Below are 18,114 nucleotides of genomic sequence, written 5' to 3'. Positions count from 1 at the left end.
ATTGTATTTCCAATTTGAGCGCAGTAAAAGAGGTGAGAATCTTGAACTTTGATATTGTAGGACAAAAAGCATATATAAAAGACGGACCGTATCGGAACCGAATTGGAACTGTAAAGAAAAACGAAAAACAATTAGAATCCCACTTTGCTATTGTAATTGGAGAACAAAGTATTGATGTAGAGCTAAAGGATATCGTATTAGTTGGAGTAGACGTAGGACAATTTCATACATGGTGCGAGCAAAATGGTTATTTGTGAAAGGGACGGGCTGTGAGATAATGAAATATATTTGAGAAAAAGAGAATATGTTATTGTATTCTCTTTTTCTATGTTTAAGGAGGCGGAAATGAAATATAAAGCACAGGAGCTTACATTGGAGTTGAAAGAGAAGATTCAATGTATGGAGAATGAAATAGAGCGAATATCACTTGAACTTTTTGAAGAGTATTCACATGTATACATAGAAAAAAACATGAAATTATGTATGGAATTTGCAAGGGATAAGGAGAATCCCTTTGAAGCGGACTATTGTTCATCAGTTTCCATAGCGGTATTAGATGAAGAAGAGGAGATGATTGAATTTTATATCATTCCAATTTGGAAATGCGAAAATGTTTTTTTAGGGATGCCAATTCAATCGAGAATTTTGGGGAGTAAGAAAATAGGGGAACTTGTTGATGGATCTTACTATGAGATTGAAGAGGAGTTAAAAGAGCAACTAGAAGAATACTTGGAGTGATAACTTTCAAGATAAGATGTATAGAGATGGAACATAATAAAAAAGACGCTAACAGTATAAATTGTTAGCGTCTTTTTTTATTATGAAGCAATCTCACCAGTTTTTACATCATCTTGATTGTACGTATCTTGATCTAATTCACCAAGCCATTTACTAGAAATAAGACCAGCTGTCATAGAACCACTTACGTTAAGAGCTGTACGCCCCATATCGATTAATGGCTCAACTGAGATAACTAGAGCGACAATACCGATTGGTAAGTTCATTGTAGATAATACGATTAATGCTGCGAATGTTGCACCGCCACCAACGCCGGCAACACCGAATGAACTAATAGCAACGACAGCGATTAAAGTTAAAATAAATTGTGGTTGTAATGGATCAATTCCTACAGTTGGAGCGACCATCATAGCAAGCATTGCTGGATAAATACCTGCGCAACCGTTTTGACCGATAGATACCCCAAAGGATGCTGCGAAGTTAGCGATGCCTTCAGAAATACCAAGTTTTTCTTTTTGTGCTTCAATATTTAATGGCATTGCACCGGCGCTAGAGCGGGATGTGAATGCAAATGTTAATACAGGGAACACTTTTTTCAAATATTGAATTGGATTTAAACCAGATAGTGCGATTAATAATAAGTGAATGATAAACATTACGATAAGAGCTACGTAAGATGCTAACACGAAGTTACCAAGTTTTAAAATAGCATTTATATCGCTACCAGCAACTGTCTTTGCCATAAGGGCTAATACGCCGTATGGAGTAAGACGTAAAATTAACGTTACCATACGCATTACGATTGCATATACAGCATCAAGCATCTTTTTAAATAGCTCCGCTTGTTCTGGATGCTTTCTTTTTACACCGAGAAAGGCAATACCGATAAATGCTGCAAATATTACAACAGAAATTGTTGATGTTGGACGAGCACCTGTTAAATCAAGAAACGGATTTGTAGGCAACAGTTCTAATAATTTGTCTGGAATTGTTGTCTTTTCAATAGAAGTAAATCTTTCTTCTACTAATTTCAGACGAGCAGATTCTGCATCGCCTTGTTGTAATCCTGTTGCTGATACATCAAATCCTGCGCTTGCTGCGATACCGACAGCTGCAGCAATACCTGTAGTAAGAATTAAAATGCCGATAATAAGACCACTGATTTTACCAAGGTTTTTCGTTAATTGTAATTTTGTAAATGCTGAAATAATAGATACTAAAATAAGTGGCATAACGATCATTTGAAGCAATTTCACATAACCGTTACCGATTAAACCAAACCAAGTATTTGATTCAATAATTACTGTAGAAGTAGGCTCATAAATAAATTGTAATATAAGACCAAATATAATTCCGACTCCTAAAGCGGTAAATACACGTTTATTAAAAGATACATGCTTACGTTGCATATAATATAATACGCCAACTAAAATGAGCATGACTGCAACGTTAATTCCGACAAGCAGTGTATTCATGATAATTCCCCCTAATTCCAATCTGTTATATAGAATATAAGGTAATAAAACCTATAAGTCAACTAGGAAATTACGGAATTAAAAAAAGATGGCAAATTGCGCCACCCTTTAATGTCCAGCTCCAGGGACAAGTAAAAACGTCGTGTAGTATGTAAATCCGATGAAGAAAACGGTTAAATATGCCCCGAATACGTATATATACATACGCTCTGTTAATTTTAAATAGCTTAAAAGTACGAAAAATCCTGTTTGTCCTAAAAATAGTAGTGCGGTCGAATGCATATCCCCTACGTAAAACATAACCGAGAAAATTCCAGTCCAAAAGCCGAGAACGCGAAACATGCGCTCCATGCCATCTCCCTCCTTTTCTAAAAAAGTAAAACCTCTATTCATTATAGTTTATTTTTCTAACTATTGTAAATATTCATTCATATAAAAGAAAGAAGCCAATTATAATATTGACTTCTTCTTAGTTGAAAAACTAAATTTGAACTTTATCCCGCTATTTGCCGGGCAGTAAAACTCCCACCTCAAAATTCGGCTTGAGCAAAGAAGTTAGGTGGGAGTCGGGCAGTCCGTAAACGCCCGATTGGTGCGGGCTAATAATCAGTAGGGGAAGAACAAAACCTCCACTGATTAAAGTTTCACTTTATAGTTACAAGATTTGCATCCATCTAGTAGACTATCGTTTCGAGTTAATTCTACGTTCGGGAATAGGATTTCAAAAATTCCCTTCATCATATCTCCGTGCATATTACAAATTTCAGTTGGATGATGCGCAGCAACTTCTTTAAATGGGCAATTGTGTACATCATAGAAAATTTTTGTACCATCCGTACTTATTTCAAAAGCAGGAGATAAACCAGCTGTTGAGAATGCTTCTTTTGCGATTTGCATTTTTTGTTCTACCGTCAATGCTTCTGCACTTACATTTAAGCGATGCATATGTTGTTGCATTAATTCTTTGCCGAATTGTTTCCCTGTTTCATATAGCGCTTTTTCACCAGCGCTACCTAAGCTTAGCAGTGAATTAAATGCTATCTGTGCTAATAATTGATAATCGCGAAATGGGAATTGTAACTGGATGACATCTTGAGACAAGACGTATAGTCTGCTTGGCCTGCCGCCTTTCCCAGTTTTTTTTGTTTCTGATTTTAGCATATTAACATCTTCTAATTTAGATAAATGTAAACGAGCTACGTTTGGATGAATGTCAAACTCATCTGCTATTTCTTGTACAGTTACGTAACTATGCTTTTGAGAAATATATTTATAAATGTAATAACGAGTAGGGTCAGATAACACACCTGTAATTTTTAAAGCTTGTTCCATTAGGATCTCCACCTTTATCACTTTATCCAAGATATTAACATTATAATACAGATAAACTTCTATATAGGTAATTTCAGACAATAATTCGGAAATTGTTCATAATTTCACAAACATATTTTCCCTTTTTATCTTAGTGAAAATAAAAAATTGCTAATTTTTGTTTTGCAGCTTTTCATGATATATACATGGTGAGGAGGGAAATTTGATGAATGGTATCGAGCTTTTTGCAAATATGATTATGAAAGAAGCTTGTGGGGTGCAAGCATCGGACTTACATATTGTGCCCAGGCAGAAGGATGTGGCGATTCAATTACGGATAGGAAAAGATTTAATTACGAAACGGTGTATTGAAAAGGAATTTGGAGAAAAGCTTGTTTCGCACTTTAAGTTTTTAGCATCAATGGATATAGGAGAGAGGAGAAAGCCTCAAAATGGTTCATTATATTTGCAAATTGATGGATCAGAAGTGTATTTACGCCTTTCAACACTTCCAACAGTATATCAAGAAAGTCTCGTTATTCGTCTCCATTTACAAGTATCTGCTCAGCCGTTGTCTCACCTTTCGTTATTTCCAAGTTCAGCGGAAAAATTACTCTCTTTTTTAAAGCATTCGCATGGGTTACTCGTATTTACTGGGCCGACTGGTTCTGGAAAAACAACAACAATGTATGCGTTATTAGAAGTAGCTAGAAAATGGCAAACACGTCGCATCATTACACTGGAAGATCCAGTTGAGCAAAGAAAAGACGGTTTATTACAAATTCAAATAAACGAAAAAGCTGGTATCACATATAAAACGGGATTAAAGGCTATTTTGCGTCATGATCCAGATATTATTTTAGTTGGCGAAATTCGTGATGAAGAAACAGCAAAAGTAGCTATAAGGGCCAGTTTGACGGGACATTTAGTAATGACAACCTTGCATACAAATGATGCGAAAGGAGCGATACTACGATTCATGGATTATGGTATTACAAGGCAAGAAATTGAACAATCATTATTAGCAGTAGCTGCTCAGCGGCTCGTCGAATTAAAATGTCCATTTTGCAGAGGGAAGTGTTCAACTTTATGTAAATCAATGAGGCAAGTGAGACAGGCAAGTATTTATGAACTGTTATATGGATATGAATTAAAACAAGCGATTAAAGAAGCAAGTGGAGAACATGTTACGTATCACTATGAAACGTTGGAATCATCGGTTCGAAAAGGGTATGCTTTAGGATTTTTAGAAGAAGATGTATATGTTTAAGAGAAAATGGAGTTTAAGTGATCAAGCATTATTATGGAAAAGATTAAGTGATTTATTAGAGAAAGGTTACTCACTTTTGCAGGCGTTAGAATTTTTGCAGTTGCAACTACCATTAGGGAAGAAACTACAGCTACAGCGTATGATCGAGGGATTGCAAAATGGACAAAGTTTGCACGCTTCTTTTCACCAATTAATGTTTCACCCTGAGGTGTTAAGTTATTTGTTTTATGCAGAGCGACATGGTGACATGTCTTTTGCTTTGCGACAAGGGAGTGTACTTCTTTACAAGAAGGATAAATATAGGAAAGATATGATGAAAGTAATACGATATCCTATGTTTTTATCGTTCTTTTTAATGATTATGCTTTCTGTTTTTAACCTCATTTTATTGCCTCAGTTTGAAATGATGTATAGTTCTTTACATTCTACAGCACCACCACTTACGGAACAAATTTTAGTTGCAATTAAATTATTACCCTACTTCATTTATAGCATTTTTCTTATCGTTATAACAGGCTTTAGTTTATATATATTTTATTTTCGGAAACTTCCGCCTACTCAAAAGGTAAAGATTATGATCCGTATTCCCCTTATGAAAACATTTCTTATTTTAAATCATTCGCATTATTTTTCCGCTCAATTAAGTGGTTTATTACACGGTGGATTGTCAGTACACGAAGCATTAACAATAATGATGAAGCAAAAGTATCATCCGTTCTTTCAGTATGAAGCAGCCCGAATTAAGCGGCAATTAATTGCAGGAGAACCGTTACAATCTATTATTGATAAAAACGGTTATTACGAGAAAGAACTTTCTTATATCATTACGCATGGACAAGCAAACGGTAATTTAGCAAATGAGCTTGGTGATTACAGTGAGCTCATTATTGAAAAGGTAGAACAAAAAATTAAACGTATGTTATTTGTGATTCAACCTATTTTATTTACATGTCTTGGGGTTATAGTCATTCTGATGTATTTAGCGATGATTATGCCGATGTTTCAAATGATGAATTCTATTTAGGGGGCATTTACATGCAGAATGAAGAAGGTTTTACTCTTTTAGAAATGTTGTTAGTTATGGTTGTCATAACTGTATTATTACTATTAATTATTCCAAATGTAGTTAAGCAGCGATCCTCGGTGCAGGAAAAAGGGTGTGAAGCCTACGTGAAATCTGTAGAAGCACAAATACAGGCATATCAACTCGAAAATAATAAAATACCTACAATCGAGGAATTAAAAACTAAAAAATATATTGCTGTTGATGAATGTCCGAAAGGTAAACCAATCCATATTTCTGATGATGGCACGGTATCAGCAGGGAAATCGTGAAGCAAAAAGGTTTTACTCTTTTAGAGATGCTACTTGTCTTATTTGCTATTTCTGTACTGAGTGTTGTTACGCATTTTAACGTTACTTCATTACATGAAAAACAAAGAGTTGAGCAGTTTTTAAAACAGTTTTCAAATGATGTTTTGTATATGCAGCAGTTGGCAATTAAGCGTCAAAAACATTATACGTTACGCTGGTTTAAAGGGAAACAGATGTATTATATTTCGGAATCAGAGACGGATTTTTTAATTGTTAAGAGAGAATACAATAAAGATATCCAATTTGATTTGCATACCTTTCCAAATCCAATGACATATAATCCGAGCGGAAATATTAATAGAGGTGGTACGATTTTACTTTCCTATCAAGGGTATAAATATGAGATTGTATTTCAGCTTGGAAGAGGGAGATTTACGTATCGTGAAGTGTCAAAAAGGATCAGTAATGGTTGAAATGGTTGTAGCGTTAAGTTTAATAATGGTGGCGGTATCGTTATTACTCCCGCAAACATTATTAATTATGCAGGAAAGAAAAAATATAAACATGAGCTATAAAGCATTAATATTATTAAAAAAAGAAGCGGCCTTGTTTAAGTATGAGGATGGGGAAAAGCGAGAAAAAGAGCAAGTCATAAAAGGGATTGTATATTACACATATTGGAGAGGAGATGAAGTTTGTGCGGTGTGGAAAGATATGAGAGGAAAAGCGATGGAGCAATGCCTTTATGCAGAACAAAGATAAAAAGGAAGCGGGATTTACATTAATAGAAATGATTGCATGTTTGTTGCTTTTATCGATGTTCTTTTTAATTTTACCGCGTCTTCATATTATGGGGGTAGAAAATACACATTCAAAAGGATTAAATGACTGGGAGTGGGATGTGTTTTTAGGGCAAATGCAATTAGAGTTTCGTGAAGTAATAAGTGGGAGGAAGATAGAACGAGAAAATGATGGGAATATTTTGCGTTTCCAACTTCGTAATGATGATGAGGTGACGTATGAAAAAGTGAATAGTAATTTAATAAGAAAAGTAAATATGCGTGGAAGGGAAGTTATATTACAAAGGATTGAAGCGATTTCGTATAAATTAACACCTCAGTTGCTATATATACGTGTGAAAGATATAGGTGGTGAAATATATGAAGGCGTGGTTGTACGCTATAGTGAAATTGAGACAGAAACATGAGAAAACAAGATGGATTTGCAATGCCAGGAACAATTATTTTTCTTATTTTATTAATTTCTTTTTTGATGTGCGAAACGAATATGTTACTTTTGGATAAAAAATTTTATGCTGAAATAGAACAAAATTTTTTCATGGAGGAACTTATTGATCGAGCTATTTCAGATATAAAAAGAGACTTACAGCAAAAAGAAAAAGAGGATATTTTTTTGTTTCAGTATGAAAGAGGAGAAGTGAGTGGAAAGTACATCTTTGAAAATGATGTTATTATCATTTCGTTGCAATGTGTTACAAAGCAGAGAGTTTTCTATACAGTGAGCTTTCGCTATAGGAAAAGGGATAATAAAATATTTGATTGGGTAGAAGGATAGTGTGTAAAATAAGCGGGAGAGAACCACTAATTCCTATTGTGGAGTGAGTTAATTTCTTTGAGGAAAGGGATAAAACGATAGTCAAAAGTTTAAATTTTCTCAAAAAAGAGAAAGGTAGAAAGAATATGATATATTCATGCTATCCAATCATTTTTTCTAGGGAGATAAGGAAATGACAAATAACAATCAAATAGGTGAAAATAAGGAACAAACTATTTTTGATCATAAAGGAAATACGATTATGACAGAGGATAGGGAAATACAAATTATTTCAAAATTCGAAGAGCCTCTTATTGTCGTGTTAGGAAATGTATTAAGTGATGAAGAATGCGACGAATTAATTGAATTGTCTAAAAGTAAGTTAGCACGTTCAAAAGTTGGTTCATCACGTGATGTAAATGATATTCGAACGAGTCGTGGTGCATTTTTGGACGATAATGAACTTACTGAGAAGATTGAAAAACGAATTTCATCTATCATGAATGTTCCTGCGTCGCATGGAGAAGGATTACACATTTTAAATTATGAAGTGGATCAACAATATAAAGCGCACTATGATTATTTTGCGGAACATAGTAGATCAGCTGCTAATAATCGTATTAGTACGCTTGTCATATACTTAAATGATGTAGAAGAAGGCGGGGAAACATTCTTTCCGAAATTAAATCTTTCTGTGCATCCTAGAAAGGGAATGGCAGTATACTTTGAGTATTTCTATCAAGACCAATCACTAAATGAGCTTACGTTACATGGAGGGGCACCTGTTACGAAAGGTGAGAAGTGGATTGCGACGCAGTGGGTGAGAAGAGGTACTTATAAGTAAAAGTGACCAGCTTGTTTGATTGCGAGAAAATAGCGAGTATGTTACGTTTTGTTCTTCATAGTATAAGAAGAACAAAACGTTTTTTTATTAAATAAAGCAACAACTTTCGTTATAATAACAAATAATAACGGATGATTGAGAGGAACGAAAATGAAATCTATATACATAACTGGCTATATGGGAGCCGGGAAAACAACAATTGGAAAAGCGTTAAGTAAAGAACTTCATATCGATGTTGTAGATACAGATCAAAAAATCGAAGAGAAGAAAGAGAAGGCAATTCGGCATATTTTTGCAGAAGAAGGCGAAATGGCTTTTCGGGAATGTGAAAGTGAAATGTTACGTTCACTACCGGTTCAGAATGTAATTATTACAACTGGTGGAGGGATTATTGAACGAGAGGAAAATCGAAAGTGGATGAAGGAAAATGGAACTGTCATATATTTATATTGTGATCCACATGTAATTGCAGAAAGGCTTCGTGAAGATACGACACGTCCACTATTTCAGAAGAAAAATATAGATGCATTTGTAACGAAATTCGAATCACGCCGAGCTTATTATGAAGAGGCACATATTCATATCGATACGACAAGTAAGTCGGTAAAGCAAATCATGAATGAATTAAAGGAAAAGATTAATGAATAAAAAAGTGGACATACTAATCAAGTAGAGGTGATGATAATATGTCTACTAATGATTATGTACGCTTTGTGACACAGCAATTTGTGTCGTATATGGATGCTCCAAAAGAGGATCGTAAACAAAAGAAAGAACAGCGCCGTGCTGAAAAAGAGCCATTTATGAATAAGTGGTTTGGTGTGATGCCGCTTAGTGCAGCTTTGTTTTATCGAAACGTAAAAAATAAAAGAAAAAAATCAAGTTAACTCTTTCGTAATATGTGTAGCAAAATGAAAATCCCCTAGTAGTATCATACTACTAGGGGATTTTCATTTACTGTACGGATTCTTTTTCCTCCGTAACTGCATGTATTTTATTGTTTACCCATACAAATCCAATTCCAATACAAATAGAAATGCCCCACCCAACAGCGGTCATAATAGCTCTCATTTCACCATATCCATCTACACCGAAAACAGAGATGAAATAGATTTTTAAGAAACTTTTTAATATAAATTGAAGACCGAAAAATAGTGTTAAATATTGCAGTGCTGGATATATACGGCTATCTCGGTAAAGCTCACGACTTTTATCGCGGTCATGACCTTGCAACGCAGCAATGTCTGCAGCGAAATATAACATCAGTGGTTTTTTTATAAAGATTGTACATATAACGATAATACCGAGTACGATGTGATAATACGCATCGTTCCACAACATTCGTTCAGCTGATCCAGATAATAAATCTACTGTTGTATTAGAAATGAGTGTAATTAAAATAAAGAACCCTGTTATGTTAAACTGTTTTTCTTTCTTAAAGGTATACAGTGTATAAATAATCCCCGGAGCAGAGGAAATTAACATCGCGTAATAAGGATCGATATAAGGTTTTGCGAATTTCCAAATGAGGAATGGGAATACGAGATAAAAGACAAGATCTAATATAGCTTTTTTATTTTGATTCATATACAGCCTCCTTAAGTCATATATATATTTTATAATATAATTTCTGAAAATTGTATAAGGTTTAATGGGAAAAGAAAAAATAAATCACTTTTTGAGGGATTAGTAGATTGAAAAAATTGCCCCTAGCGTAGTAAGTTTTTTTAGTATATAATAAAGGAAACGCTTTCATTTTTTGTTTTGTTCACAAAATGGACGGAAAATCACATATTTACTATCGATATGTTGCTTTATAATGAAACTAATTAAATATACATGCATACAATATTGTGAAATAAATAACATAAATAATCTATATAAATGTAAACGTTACCAAAGAGAGGTGGAGACAATGAGTAAATTTTTCTTCAATCATAATCCAGCAACACTAGAGGATGGTAGGCTTGTTAAGTACGCTGAAATTATTTATGGAGAAGGTGGCCGTTCTGTATTAGAAAATTTAATGGTGAAGGCATCTATCAGATTGCGTGATCGTTATCCGAATAAATCTGACGAGCAGATCTCGAACCTCGTAAATAAAGGCATCCATGATATGTTTCAAAAATATGTGAGTGAGTAAGTAAGAGTAGCCAATGGCTGCTCTTATTTTTTTTTGTATAAGGATTGTGCCTCTAGCTGAAAATAAGGGTGTATTTTGAAAGACATAAGAAGGAGTGGAACAGATGAGTAATGGTATTGGACGTTCAAAAGAAAACCTTCCAACCGATGCAAATCATGTGAGCGCAAAGGATCGTGCGTATCAAAAACGTATGGCAAAGCAAAAACAACAAGAGCGTAATGAAGATAGAGAGTAACTCAAAATAAAGCTCCTTCTAAAGCAGAAGGAGCTTCTTTAAGATAGAAAATGATTCGCGGTAACATAAAAGAGCCCACCGTTAATAATTTGTACTGTAATGCGGGGTTCATATTGTTCTTGCAAGGCTTGTTTTTCAATTTCATAGCTTTCGGGAAGTTCATCACTTTCTTCATAAAAACGATTTAAAAGATCTAAATCGTGATTCCAGCGCACTCTTGCTTCTTTCGCCCACGTATGGTCATCTTCTGCAATTATATTCTTTAAAGCGTCCTCTATACGTTGTAAACCGCTTTGCGGTTTAATGATAGGCGAGAGTGTAAAACAAAAGTCAGGTATTTTCGGTGTAAGTTTAATGCTTGTTAATGTTTCATGAAAGTTTGCAATCATTGTGCCAGAAATGAGATGAATACCAATGGAGTGAAGGATGTCTTTTTTTCGGTCACATTGATAAGATACTTTAATATTTACACCAAGCCAAGGGTGGAGTGGGGTATGTGTTGCCCCGCTATGTTTCACGTCCTCGTATAACCGTATGTATGAGCCTAGTTCTTTTGTCGTTTCAAAGATTTGATGCAAACGTGGTGAACCGTAATGAATAAGTTCACCATCGTTTTCTTCGTTTTCTGGATTTGTAATAAGAGTAAGGCGCATCGGATTCGGAACGCCTCCTGTTTTTTCAAGATAGTGCCAATAGAAAGGACGGTTCATTAATAATTTATCCATTTCAATTGTTAACTGCACGTCTAATAAGTGAGGGGAACGTTCTAAAATTTCGCAGTTATTCGCCTCAAAAAAGTTATATAAGTAATTATGAATTTCATTTTGCTGCATATCCCTGCACCTCTGCTTCATTGCGCTTCGCAAAATCGATAATAGATGTTAAATTTTCCATTTTGATTCGAATTTCTCCTTCACTTTTTGACTGTGCGAAAATTTCTTGAATATGCGCATCGATATTTTTCATGTTGATTCTCGTTAAAATTTCATCGAGTTCACCGATTACTCGTTCAAATAAATTAATTTTTTCATACAGCAGTTTTAAAATATGCTCTTCAACAGTATGCTTGGTTGCTAAGTTATAAATATGAACATCATTTTTTTGTCCAAGACGATGAATACGCCCAATTCTTTGTTCGAGTCTCATTGGATTCCACGGTAAGTCATAATTAATCATATGGCTACAAAACTGTAAATTAATTCCTTCACCGCCGGCTTCGGTCGCGATTAACACTTGAGCATGATTTTGGAAAAGTTCCTTCATCCAATCTTTCTTTCCCCGTTTAAATCCACCACGAAATGGAACAGAGGAAATTCCATGTTGTTGTAAGAACCATTGTAAATACATTTGCGATGCTCTATATTCAGTGAAAATGACAACTTTATCGTCGATTTCTTTTATAAGCTCTAGAGCTTTATTTGCTTTTGAGTTGAAAGGAATATGATTAATTTTGTCCATTAGCACATCGATATGTGGTTCCTTTATGTAGTGCTCATTTTCTTTCTGTCTTTTTTCTACATGTTTTTTTAATGAATAGTAAACAGCTTCGCGACTACTACATGCTTCCCGTTTTAAAGTTAAAGATGAGAAAGCCGACGTGAAGGCATCTTGACCTCGCCAATTTTCAATCGCGTTATATAACGCTTGTTCTTCTTCATTAAACTCAACAAAAATTGTACGTACATGCCTTTTTGGCCAATCAATTCCAGTATTATGACGTCGATTTCGGACCATTACTTTGTTGATGAGAGCTTTTAAATCTTCATCAGATTCAGCCGAGCGATTTTTTGAAGCATAATATTCTTCAAAATTAGATTGGTTGCCTAAATGACCTGGTTTTAATAAAGAAACGAGGTTGAAGATTTCATCGATTTTATTTTGAACAGGAGTAGCGGTTAGTAATAAACAAAACTTCTTTTTTAATCGTTGTGCAAATTCATAGTTTTTTGTTTTATTATTTTTTAGTTTATGTGCTTCATCAATAATAATAAGGTCATATTCTAAGTTTAAAACGATATCGCGATGCGGCGACCGTTTCGCAGTATCAATTGATGAAACGATGACATCAGCTTGTTCCCAAGAATAACTTTTCTTTTGAGCGACCGCAGGAATAAAAAATTTTGTATTTAGTTCATATGCCCACTGAGATACGAGCGAAGCTGGAACTAGAATGAGTACCTTTTTTACAAGCCCCCGCACCATATATTCTTTTAAAATAAGACCAGCTTCGATTGTTTTACCAAGTCCAACTTCATCTGCTAAAATCGCTTTACCATTCATTTGTTCAATAACATTTTGAGCAACTTCTAATTGATGCGGAAGTGGCGTGAAATGTGATAAGTGTTTTGGTGCTTGTAATCCATCAAAAGTAGGGACGAGTAATGATTTTTCAGTTTTATAAGCTAATTGATATAAATCCCAATTTGTCCAAGGACCATCTTCATCAATTCTTTTTAAAAAATTATTTTGCCACGTTCGATCTACGGAAATATCGACATTCATTCAGACGCTCCCACCTTTTATAAACTAAAGTGATTATTAAAAAAATCTTTATTATAAGCCTTGTTATAAGGCATTATCACAATTACTAAAAGTTAAAGAATAAGCAGTGATAAAGGGATAAATCTCAAAAGTTGTATTTAATAAGAATAAGAATAAAAAATTCTAAATTATTTTTTATGCTAGAATATTGATGAAATATAGCGAATAATGTTAGGATAATGGTGTGAAATGTATGGAATCTTTCGTATTTTATCCAAGAAAGTGATTTTTTATTTACGCTTTCATAAAAAAATATAATGAGATTCCGTATATCCTATCTTTTCAGAATGAAAATGTTTAGATATGGAAAGCAACTTTTATTGATTTGTCAGAGCATAAGGGGGAAAGAGCATGATTACATTACAACGTACACCGTTATTTGATGTATACGCGAAGTATGGTGGAAAAACAATCGACTTCGGTGGTTGGGAATTACCAGTTCAATTTTCAAGCATTAAAGAAGAGCATGAAGCTGTACGTACAGCGGCAGGTTTGTTCGATGTATCTCATATGGGAGAAGTAGAGGTAAAGGGTGTAGATAGTTTAGCATTTTTACAACGTGTTGTTACAAATGACGTATCTACCTTAAAGGTAGGGGGCGCACAATATACAGCTATGTGCTATGAAAATGGTGGTACAGTAGATGATTTATTAATCTACAAACGTGGTGAAGAAGACTATTTATTAGTAATCAATGCATCAAATATCGAGAAAGATTACGAATGGTTAGCTAGCCATGTAATTGGCGATGCGACAGTAGTCAATGTTTCTAGTGAAGTTGCACAGCTTGCAATTCAAGGACCAAAAGCAGAAGGCATTTTACAAAAAGTTGTGTCAGAAGATTTGAAAGAAATTAAGTTCTTTAAATTTAAAAACGATATTCTTGTAGATGGAATTCCAGCACTTGTATCTCGTACAGGTTACACAGGTGAAGATGGATTTGAAATTTACTGTAAGAGTGAAGATGCTGCAAAGCTTTGGGAGAAACTTCTTGAAGTTGGAGCAGAAGAAGGCTTAAAAGCATGTGGTTTAGGTGCTCGTGATACACTTCGCTTCGAAGCAACATTACCACTTTATGGTCAAGAATTATCAAAAGATATTACACCGATTGAAGCAGGAATTGGCTTTGCGGTAAAACCAAATAAAGAAGCAGACTTCTTTGGAAAAGAAACGTTAAAAGAGCAAAAGGAAAACGGTGCATCTCGTAAGTTAGTCGGCATCGAAGTAATCGAACGTGGTATTCCTCGTACGCATTACCCTGTATTTATAGGAGAAGAAAAAATCGGGGAAGTAACGAGTGGTACACAATCTCCAACGTTAAAGAAAAGCATTGGTTTAGCACTAATTGATGTAAAATACGCAGCAGTTGATACAGAAGTAGAAATTGAAATTCGTAATAAACGCGTCAAAGCAGTAGTTGTTCCAACACCATTTTATAAACGTTCAAAGTAACGGGGAGAGGGGTAGATTTCATGTTGCATCGTTATCTTCCAATGACAGAAGAAGACAAAAAAGAAATGTTACAAACAATCGGCGTTCACACGATTGATGAGTTATTCTCTGATATTCCAGAGAGTGTTCGTTTTAAAGGGGATTTAAAAATTAAAGAAGCAAAATCAGAGCCAGAGCTTTTAAAAGAGTTATCTCAAATGGCTAGTAAAAATGCTAATTTAAAAGAATACGCTTCTTTCTTAGGAGCAGGCGTATACGATCATTACGCTCCAGTAATTGTTGATCATGTTATTTCTCGTTCAGAGTTTTATACAGCTTACACACCATACCAACCAGAAATTTCACAAGGGGAATTACAAGCAATCTTTGAATTCCAAACAATGATTTGTGAATTAACAGGAATGGATGTAGCGAACTCTTCTATGTACGACGGAGGTACGGCTTTAGCTGAAGCGGCAATGTTAGCGGCTGGCCATACTCGTAAAAAGAAAATTCTTGTATCTAGCGCAGTTCATCCAGAATCAAGAGCGGTACTTGAAACATATGCAAAAGGTCAACATCTTGAAGTTGTTGAAATTGATCATAAAAACGGTGTAACAGATTTAGAAGTATTACAAAGTGAAGTAGATGATACAGTTGCTTGTGTAATTGTTCAATATCCAAACTTCTTCGGACAAGTTGAAAAGTTAGCTGATATCGAAAAAATCGTTCATCAACAAAAATCATTATTTATCGTTTCTTCAAATCCATTATCATTAGGCGCATTAACACCACCAGGGAAATTTGGTGCTGATATTGTAATCGGTGATGCACAGCCATTTGGTATCCCAACGCAGTTTGGTGGACCGCACTGTGGTTACTTTGCAACAACGAAAGCATTTATGCGTAAAATTCCAGGACGTCTTGTTGGACAAACTGTAGATTCAAATGGTAAACGTGGGTTTGTATTAACGTTACAAGCACGTGAACAGCATATTCGCCGTGATAAAGCGACGTCTAACATTTGTTCAAACCAAGCATTAAATGCATTAGCAGCATCAGTTGCAATGACTGCGCTTGGAAAACAAGGTGTGAAAGAAATGGCACGTCAAAACATTTCTAAAGCACAATATGCAAAACGTCAATTCGAAGCGAAAGGCTTCACTGTAACGTTCGCTGGTCCATTCTTCAATGAGTTCGTTGTAGATTGCAAACGTCCAGTTAAAGAAGTAAATGATGCACTATTACAAAAGAATATTATCGGCGGTTACGACCTAGGCCGTGATTATAAAGAGCATGAAAATCATATGCTTGTAGCAGTAACAGAGCTTCGTACAAAAGAGGAAATTGACACACTTGTAAACGAAATGGGGGCTATCCAATGAAGAACCAAGACCAAGCACTTATTTTTGAAGTGACTAAAGAAGGACGCGTAGGATACAGCTTACCCAAATTAGATGTAGAAGAAGTGAAACTAGAAGATGTGTTTGAGAGCGATTATATTCGAGTAGAAGATGCAGAGCTACCAGAAGTATCTGAACTTGACATTATGCGCCACTATACAGCACTTTCAAACCGTAACCACGGCGTTGATTCTGGATTCTATCCACTTGGATCTTGTACGATGAAGTATAATCCGAAAATTAATGAAAACGTAGCTCGTTTCGCAGGATTTGCAAATATTCATCCACTTCAAGATGAAAAGACAGTGCAAGGTGCAATGGAATTAATGTACGACTTACAAGAGCATTTAATTGAAATTACAGGTATGGATACTGTTACATTACAGCCAGCAGCTGGTGCACACGGAGAATGGACAGGTTTAATGTTAATTCGTGCATACCATGAAGCAAATGGTGACTTTAACCGTACGAAAGTAATTGTTCCTGACTCTGCTCACGGAACGAACCCAGCATCTGCAACAGTAGCTGGTTTTGAAACAATTACAGTAAAATCAAATGAACATGGTCTTGTTGATTTAGAAGACTTAAAACGTGTTGTAAACGAAGAAACAGCAGCACTTATGTTAACAAATCCAAATACATTAGGCCTATTCGAAGAAAATATTTTAGAAATGGCAGAAATCGTCCATAACGCAGGCGGTAAATTATACTATGATGGTGCAAACTTAAATGCGGTATTAAGCCAAGCACGCCCAGGAGATATGGGATTTGACGTTGTGCATTTAAACCTTCATAAAACATTTACAGGTCCGCATGGTGGCGGTGGTCCAGGTTCTGGTCCAGTAGGTGTGAAAGCTGATTTAATTCCGTACTTACCAAAACCGATTTTGGAGAAAACGGAAAATGGCTATCACTTCAACTATGATCGTCCAGAAGCAATTGGGCGTGTGAAACCATTCTATGGTAACTTCGGAATTAACGTTCGTGCATACACATATATTCGTTCTATGGGTCCAGATGGCTTGCGTGCAGTAACTGAGTATGCTGTATTAAATGCGAACTACATGATGAGAAGATTAGCACCATTCTATGATCTTCCGTTCGATAGACATTGTAAGCATGAATTTGTATTATCAGGTCGTCGTCAAAAGAAACTTGGTGTACGTACGTTAGATATTGCAAAACGTCTGCTTGATTTCGGTTACCATCCACCAACAATTTACTTCCCATTAAATGTGGAAGAATGTATTATGATTGAGCCAACAGAAACAGAATCAAAAGAAACGTTAGATGGTTTCATTGATAAGATGATTCAAATCGCTAAAGAAGTAGAAGAAAATCCAGAAGTTGTACAAGAAGCACCGCATACTACAGTCATTAAACGTTTAGACGAAACGATGGCTGCACGTAAACCTATTTTACGTTATGAAAAGCTAGCTCCTGTACAAGTTTGATTAGAATAAAAAAGAACTCGCTATATGATATGATCCCCTTATAGTAGACAGTAAAAAGAAAGCACATTAATCTGTTTACTATGGAGGGGATTTTTCTATGGGCAAAATTAGAGTAACTTATGATATAGAATTTAAGAAAAAAGCAGTAGATTTATACTTGAAAGAAGGAATGGGATACAAAACGGTTGCTAAAGAATTAGGAATTGATCACTCGGTAGTAAGACGTTGGGTGAAACACTTTGAAGCTGAAGGTATCAAAGGACTAGAAGAAAAACGTGGTAAAACGAAAGGTCCAGGTATAGGTAGACCAAAAACCAATCCAGAAGATCCAGAAGCTAAAATGAAACGATTAGAAGCGGAGAATGAAATGTTAAAAAAGCTCTTAGGGATGTAAAAGGAGG

The 18,114-nt window shown here is 35.2% G+C and carries 24 protein-coding genes and 1 pseudogene; 18 read left to right on the top strand and 7 right to left on the bottom strand.

Going from position 1 to position 18,114, the window contains the following annotated elements; genetic code table 11:
• Window positions 1-41 precede the first annotated feature (41 nt).
• Window positions 42-257: a DUF3912 family protein gene (locus ACP6L7_RS18100; RefSeq protein ID WP_141533532.1), complete on the top strand. Its 216-nt coding sequence runs from the start codon at window positions 42-44 to the stop codon at window positions 255-257.
• Between the two features lie 70 nt (window positions 258-327).
• Complete coding sequence (locus tag ACP6L7_RS18095; protein ID WP_141533531.1) at window positions 328-738, top strand: hypothetical protein; 411 nt, start codon at window positions 328-330, stop codon at window positions 736-738.
• An 80-nt stretch (window positions 739-818) separates the two neighbouring features.
• Here ACP6L7_RS18095 and ACP6L7_RS18090 read toward each other — a convergent pair whose 3' ends face one another.
• From ACP6L7_RS18090 to ACP6L7_RS18080, 3 genes are all read right to left on the bottom strand, one after another.
• Window positions 819-2,213: an L-cystine transporter gene (locus ACP6L7_RS18090; protein WP_097830694.1), complete on the bottom strand. Its 1,395-nt coding sequence runs from the start codon at window positions 2,211-2,213 to the stop codon at window positions 819-821.
• Window positions 2,214-2,321: 108 nt separating this feature from the next.
• Window positions 2,322-2,564 (bottom strand): DUF2626 domain-containing protein, encoded by a 243-nt coding sequence (locus tag ACP6L7_RS18085; RefSeq protein WP_000440713.1) that lies wholly within the window; start codon window positions 2,562-2,564, stop codon window positions 2,322-2,324.
• 285 nt (window positions 2,565-2,849) lie between these two features.
• Window positions 2,850-3,545: a helix-turn-helix transcriptional regulator gene (locus ACP6L7_RS18080; protein WP_097830695.1), complete on the bottom strand. Its 696-nt coding sequence runs from the start codon at window positions 3,543-3,545 to the stop codon at window positions 2,850-2,852.
• Window positions 3,546-3,750: 205 nt separating this feature from the next.
• Here ACP6L7_RS18080 and comGA point away from each other — a divergent pair, with 205 nt between their 5' ends.
• From comGA to ACP6L7_RS18030, 10 genes are all read left to right on the top strand, one after another.
• On the top strand, window positions 3,751-4,794 hold the full coding sequence (gene comGA, locus ACP6L7_RS18075) for a competence type IV pilus ATPase ComGA (RefSeq protein ID WP_097830696.1): 1,044 nt from the start codon (window positions 3,751-3,753) through the stop codon (window positions 4,792-4,794).
• Entirely contained in the window at window positions 4,781-5,818 is a 1,038-nt protein-coding gene (comGB, locus tag ACP6L7_RS18070; protein WP_430529349.1) for a competence type IV pilus assembly protein ComGB, read from the top strand. The genes comGA and comGB overlap by 14 nt, the downstream gene beginning before the upstream one ends.
• An 11-nt stretch (window positions 5,819-5,829) precedes the next feature.
• Window positions 5,830-6,129 carry a competence type IV pilus major pilin ComGC gene (comGC, locus tag ACP6L7_RS18065; protein ID WP_002145747.1) on the top strand — a complete coding sequence of 100 codons (300 nt, stop codon included), beginning with the start codon at window positions 5,830-5,832 and terminating at the stop codon, window positions 6,127-6,129.
• Window positions 6,126-6,581, top strand: a complete 456-nt coding sequence (comGD, locus tag ACP6L7_RS18060) for a competence type IV pilus minor pilin ComGD (RefSeq protein ID WP_097830698.1) — start codon at window positions 6,126-6,128, stop codon at window positions 6,579-6,581. Before comGC ends, comGD begins: the two co-directional genes overlap by 4 nt.
• On the top strand, window positions 6,574-6,870 hold the full coding sequence (locus ACP6L7_RS18055; RefSeq protein ID WP_097830699.1) for a competence protein ComG: 297 nt from the start codon (window positions 6,574-6,576) through the stop codon (window positions 6,868-6,870). Before comGD ends, ACP6L7_RS18055 begins: the two co-directional genes overlap by 8 nt.
• Window positions 6,854-7,315 carry a competence type IV pilus minor pilin ComGF gene (gene comGF / locus ACP6L7_RS18050; RefSeq protein ID WP_097830700.1) on the top strand — a complete coding sequence of 154 codons (462 nt, stop codon included), beginning with the start codon at window positions 6,854-6,856 and terminating at the stop codon, window positions 7,313-7,315. Before ACP6L7_RS18055 ends, comGF begins: the two co-directional genes overlap by 17 nt.
• On the top strand, window positions 7,312-7,683 hold the full coding sequence (gene comGG, locus ACP6L7_RS18045; RefSeq protein ID WP_097830701.1) for a competence type IV pilus minor pilin ComGG: 372 nt from the start codon (window positions 7,312-7,314) through the stop codon (window positions 7,681-7,683). The genes comGF and comGG overlap by 4 nt, the downstream gene beginning before the upstream one ends.
• Window positions 7,684-7,855: 172 nt before the next feature.
• On the top strand, window positions 7,856-8,506 hold the full coding sequence (locus ACP6L7_RS18040; protein WP_097830702.1) for a 2OG-Fe(II) oxygenase: 651 nt from the start codon (window positions 7,856-7,858) through the stop codon (window positions 8,504-8,506).
• Window positions 8,507-8,656: 150 nt separating this feature from the next.
• Complete coding sequence (locus ACP6L7_RS18035; protein ID WP_097830703.1) at window positions 8,657-9,154, top strand: shikimate kinase; 498 nt, start codon at window positions 8,657-8,659, stop codon at window positions 9,152-9,154.
• Between the two features lie 38 nt (window positions 9,155-9,192).
• Complete coding sequence (locus ACP6L7_RS18030; protein WP_000106081.1) at window positions 9,193-9,393, top strand: YqzE family protein; 201 nt, start codon at window positions 9,193-9,195, stop codon at window positions 9,391-9,393.
• A gap of 67 nt (window positions 9,394-9,460) precedes the next feature.
• On the opposite strand, the gene ACP6L7_RS18025 is transcribed toward ACP6L7_RS18030, so the two are convergent.
• Window positions 9,461-10,093 carry a VC0807 family protein gene (locus ACP6L7_RS18025; protein WP_097830704.1) on the bottom strand — a complete coding sequence of 211 codons (633 nt, stop codon included), beginning with the start codon at window positions 10,091-10,093 and terminating at the stop codon, window positions 9,461-9,463.
• A 140-nt stretch (window positions 10,094-10,233) separates the two neighbouring features.
• Window positions 10,234-10,351: pseudogene (locus ACP6L7_RS18020) on the bottom strand (GTP pyrophosphokinase).
• 70 nt (window positions 10,352-10,421) lie between these two features.
• On the opposite strand from ACP6L7_RS18020, the gene ACP6L7_RS18015 reads away from it, so the two are divergent.
• Complete coding sequence (locus ACP6L7_RS18015; RefSeq protein ID WP_071747114.1) at window positions 10,422-10,649, top strand: hypothetical protein; 228 nt, start codon at window positions 10,422-10,424, stop codon at window positions 10,647-10,649.
• 103 nt (window positions 10,650-10,752) lie between these two features.
• On the top strand, window positions 10,753-10,884 hold the full coding sequence (locus ACP6L7_RS18010) for a hypothetical protein (RefSeq protein WP_000064668.1): 132 nt from the start codon (window positions 10,753-10,755) through the stop codon (window positions 10,882-10,884).
• Between the two features lie 38 nt (window positions 10,885-10,922).
• Here ACP6L7_RS18010 and ACP6L7_RS18005 read toward each other — a convergent pair whose 3' ends face one another.
• Both ACP6L7_RS18005 and ACP6L7_RS18000 read right to left on the bottom strand, forming a co-directional pair.
• The gene (locus ACP6L7_RS18005; RefSeq protein WP_097830705.1) at window positions 10,923-11,717 is read right to left on the bottom strand and encodes a YqhG family protein; all 795 of its coding nucleotides are present in this window, start codon (window positions 11,715-11,717) and stop codon (window positions 10,923-10,925) included.
• On the bottom strand, window positions 11,704-13,386 hold the full coding sequence (locus ACP6L7_RS18000) for a DEAD/DEAH box helicase (RefSeq protein ID WP_097830706.1): 1,683 nt from the start codon (window positions 13,384-13,386) through the stop codon (window positions 11,704-11,706). The genes ACP6L7_RS18005 and ACP6L7_RS18000 overlap by 14 nt, the downstream gene beginning before the upstream one ends.
• 390 nt (window positions 13,387-13,776) lie before the next feature.
• Between ACP6L7_RS18000 and gcvT the strand changes: the two genes are divergently transcribed.
• From gcvT to ACP6L7_RS17980, 4 genes are all read left to right on the top strand, one after another.
• A complete protein-coding gene (gene gcvT / locus ACP6L7_RS17995) occupies window positions 13,777-14,877 on the top strand; it encodes a glycine cleavage system aminomethyltransferase GcvT (RefSeq protein ID WP_000631767.1) in 1,101 nt (366 codons plus the stop codon).
• 20 nt (window positions 14,878-14,897) lie between these two features.
• Window positions 14,898-16,241, top strand: coding sequence for an aminomethyl-transferring glycine dehydrogenase subunit 1 (gcvPA, locus tag ACP6L7_RS17990; RefSeq protein ID WP_097830707.1), 1,344 nt, complete (start codon window positions 14,898-14,900; stop codon window positions 16,239-16,241).
• Complete coding sequence (gene gcvPB, locus ACP6L7_RS17985) at window positions 16,238-17,713, top strand: aminomethyl-transferring glycine dehydrogenase subunit 2 (protein ID WP_000795709.1); 1,476 nt, start codon at window positions 16,238-16,240, stop codon at window positions 17,711-17,713. Before gcvPA ends, gcvPB begins: the two co-directional genes overlap by 4 nt.
• Window positions 17,714-17,810: 97 nt before the next feature.
• Window positions 17,811-18,107: a transposase gene (locus ACP6L7_RS17980; RefSeq protein ID WP_000516528.1), complete on the top strand. Its 297-nt coding sequence runs from the start codon at window positions 17,811-17,813 to the stop codon at window positions 18,105-18,107.
• Window positions 18,108-18,114: the final 7 nt, after the last annotated feature.

The sequence above is a fragment of the Bacillus silvicola genome (assembly GCF_050524305.1).
Taxonomy (GTDB): Bacteria; Bacillota; Bacilli; order Bacillales; family Bacillaceae_G; genus Bacillus_A; species Bacillus_A cereus_AT.
This window is presented reverse-complemented; position numbering and strand designations above follow the sequence as displayed.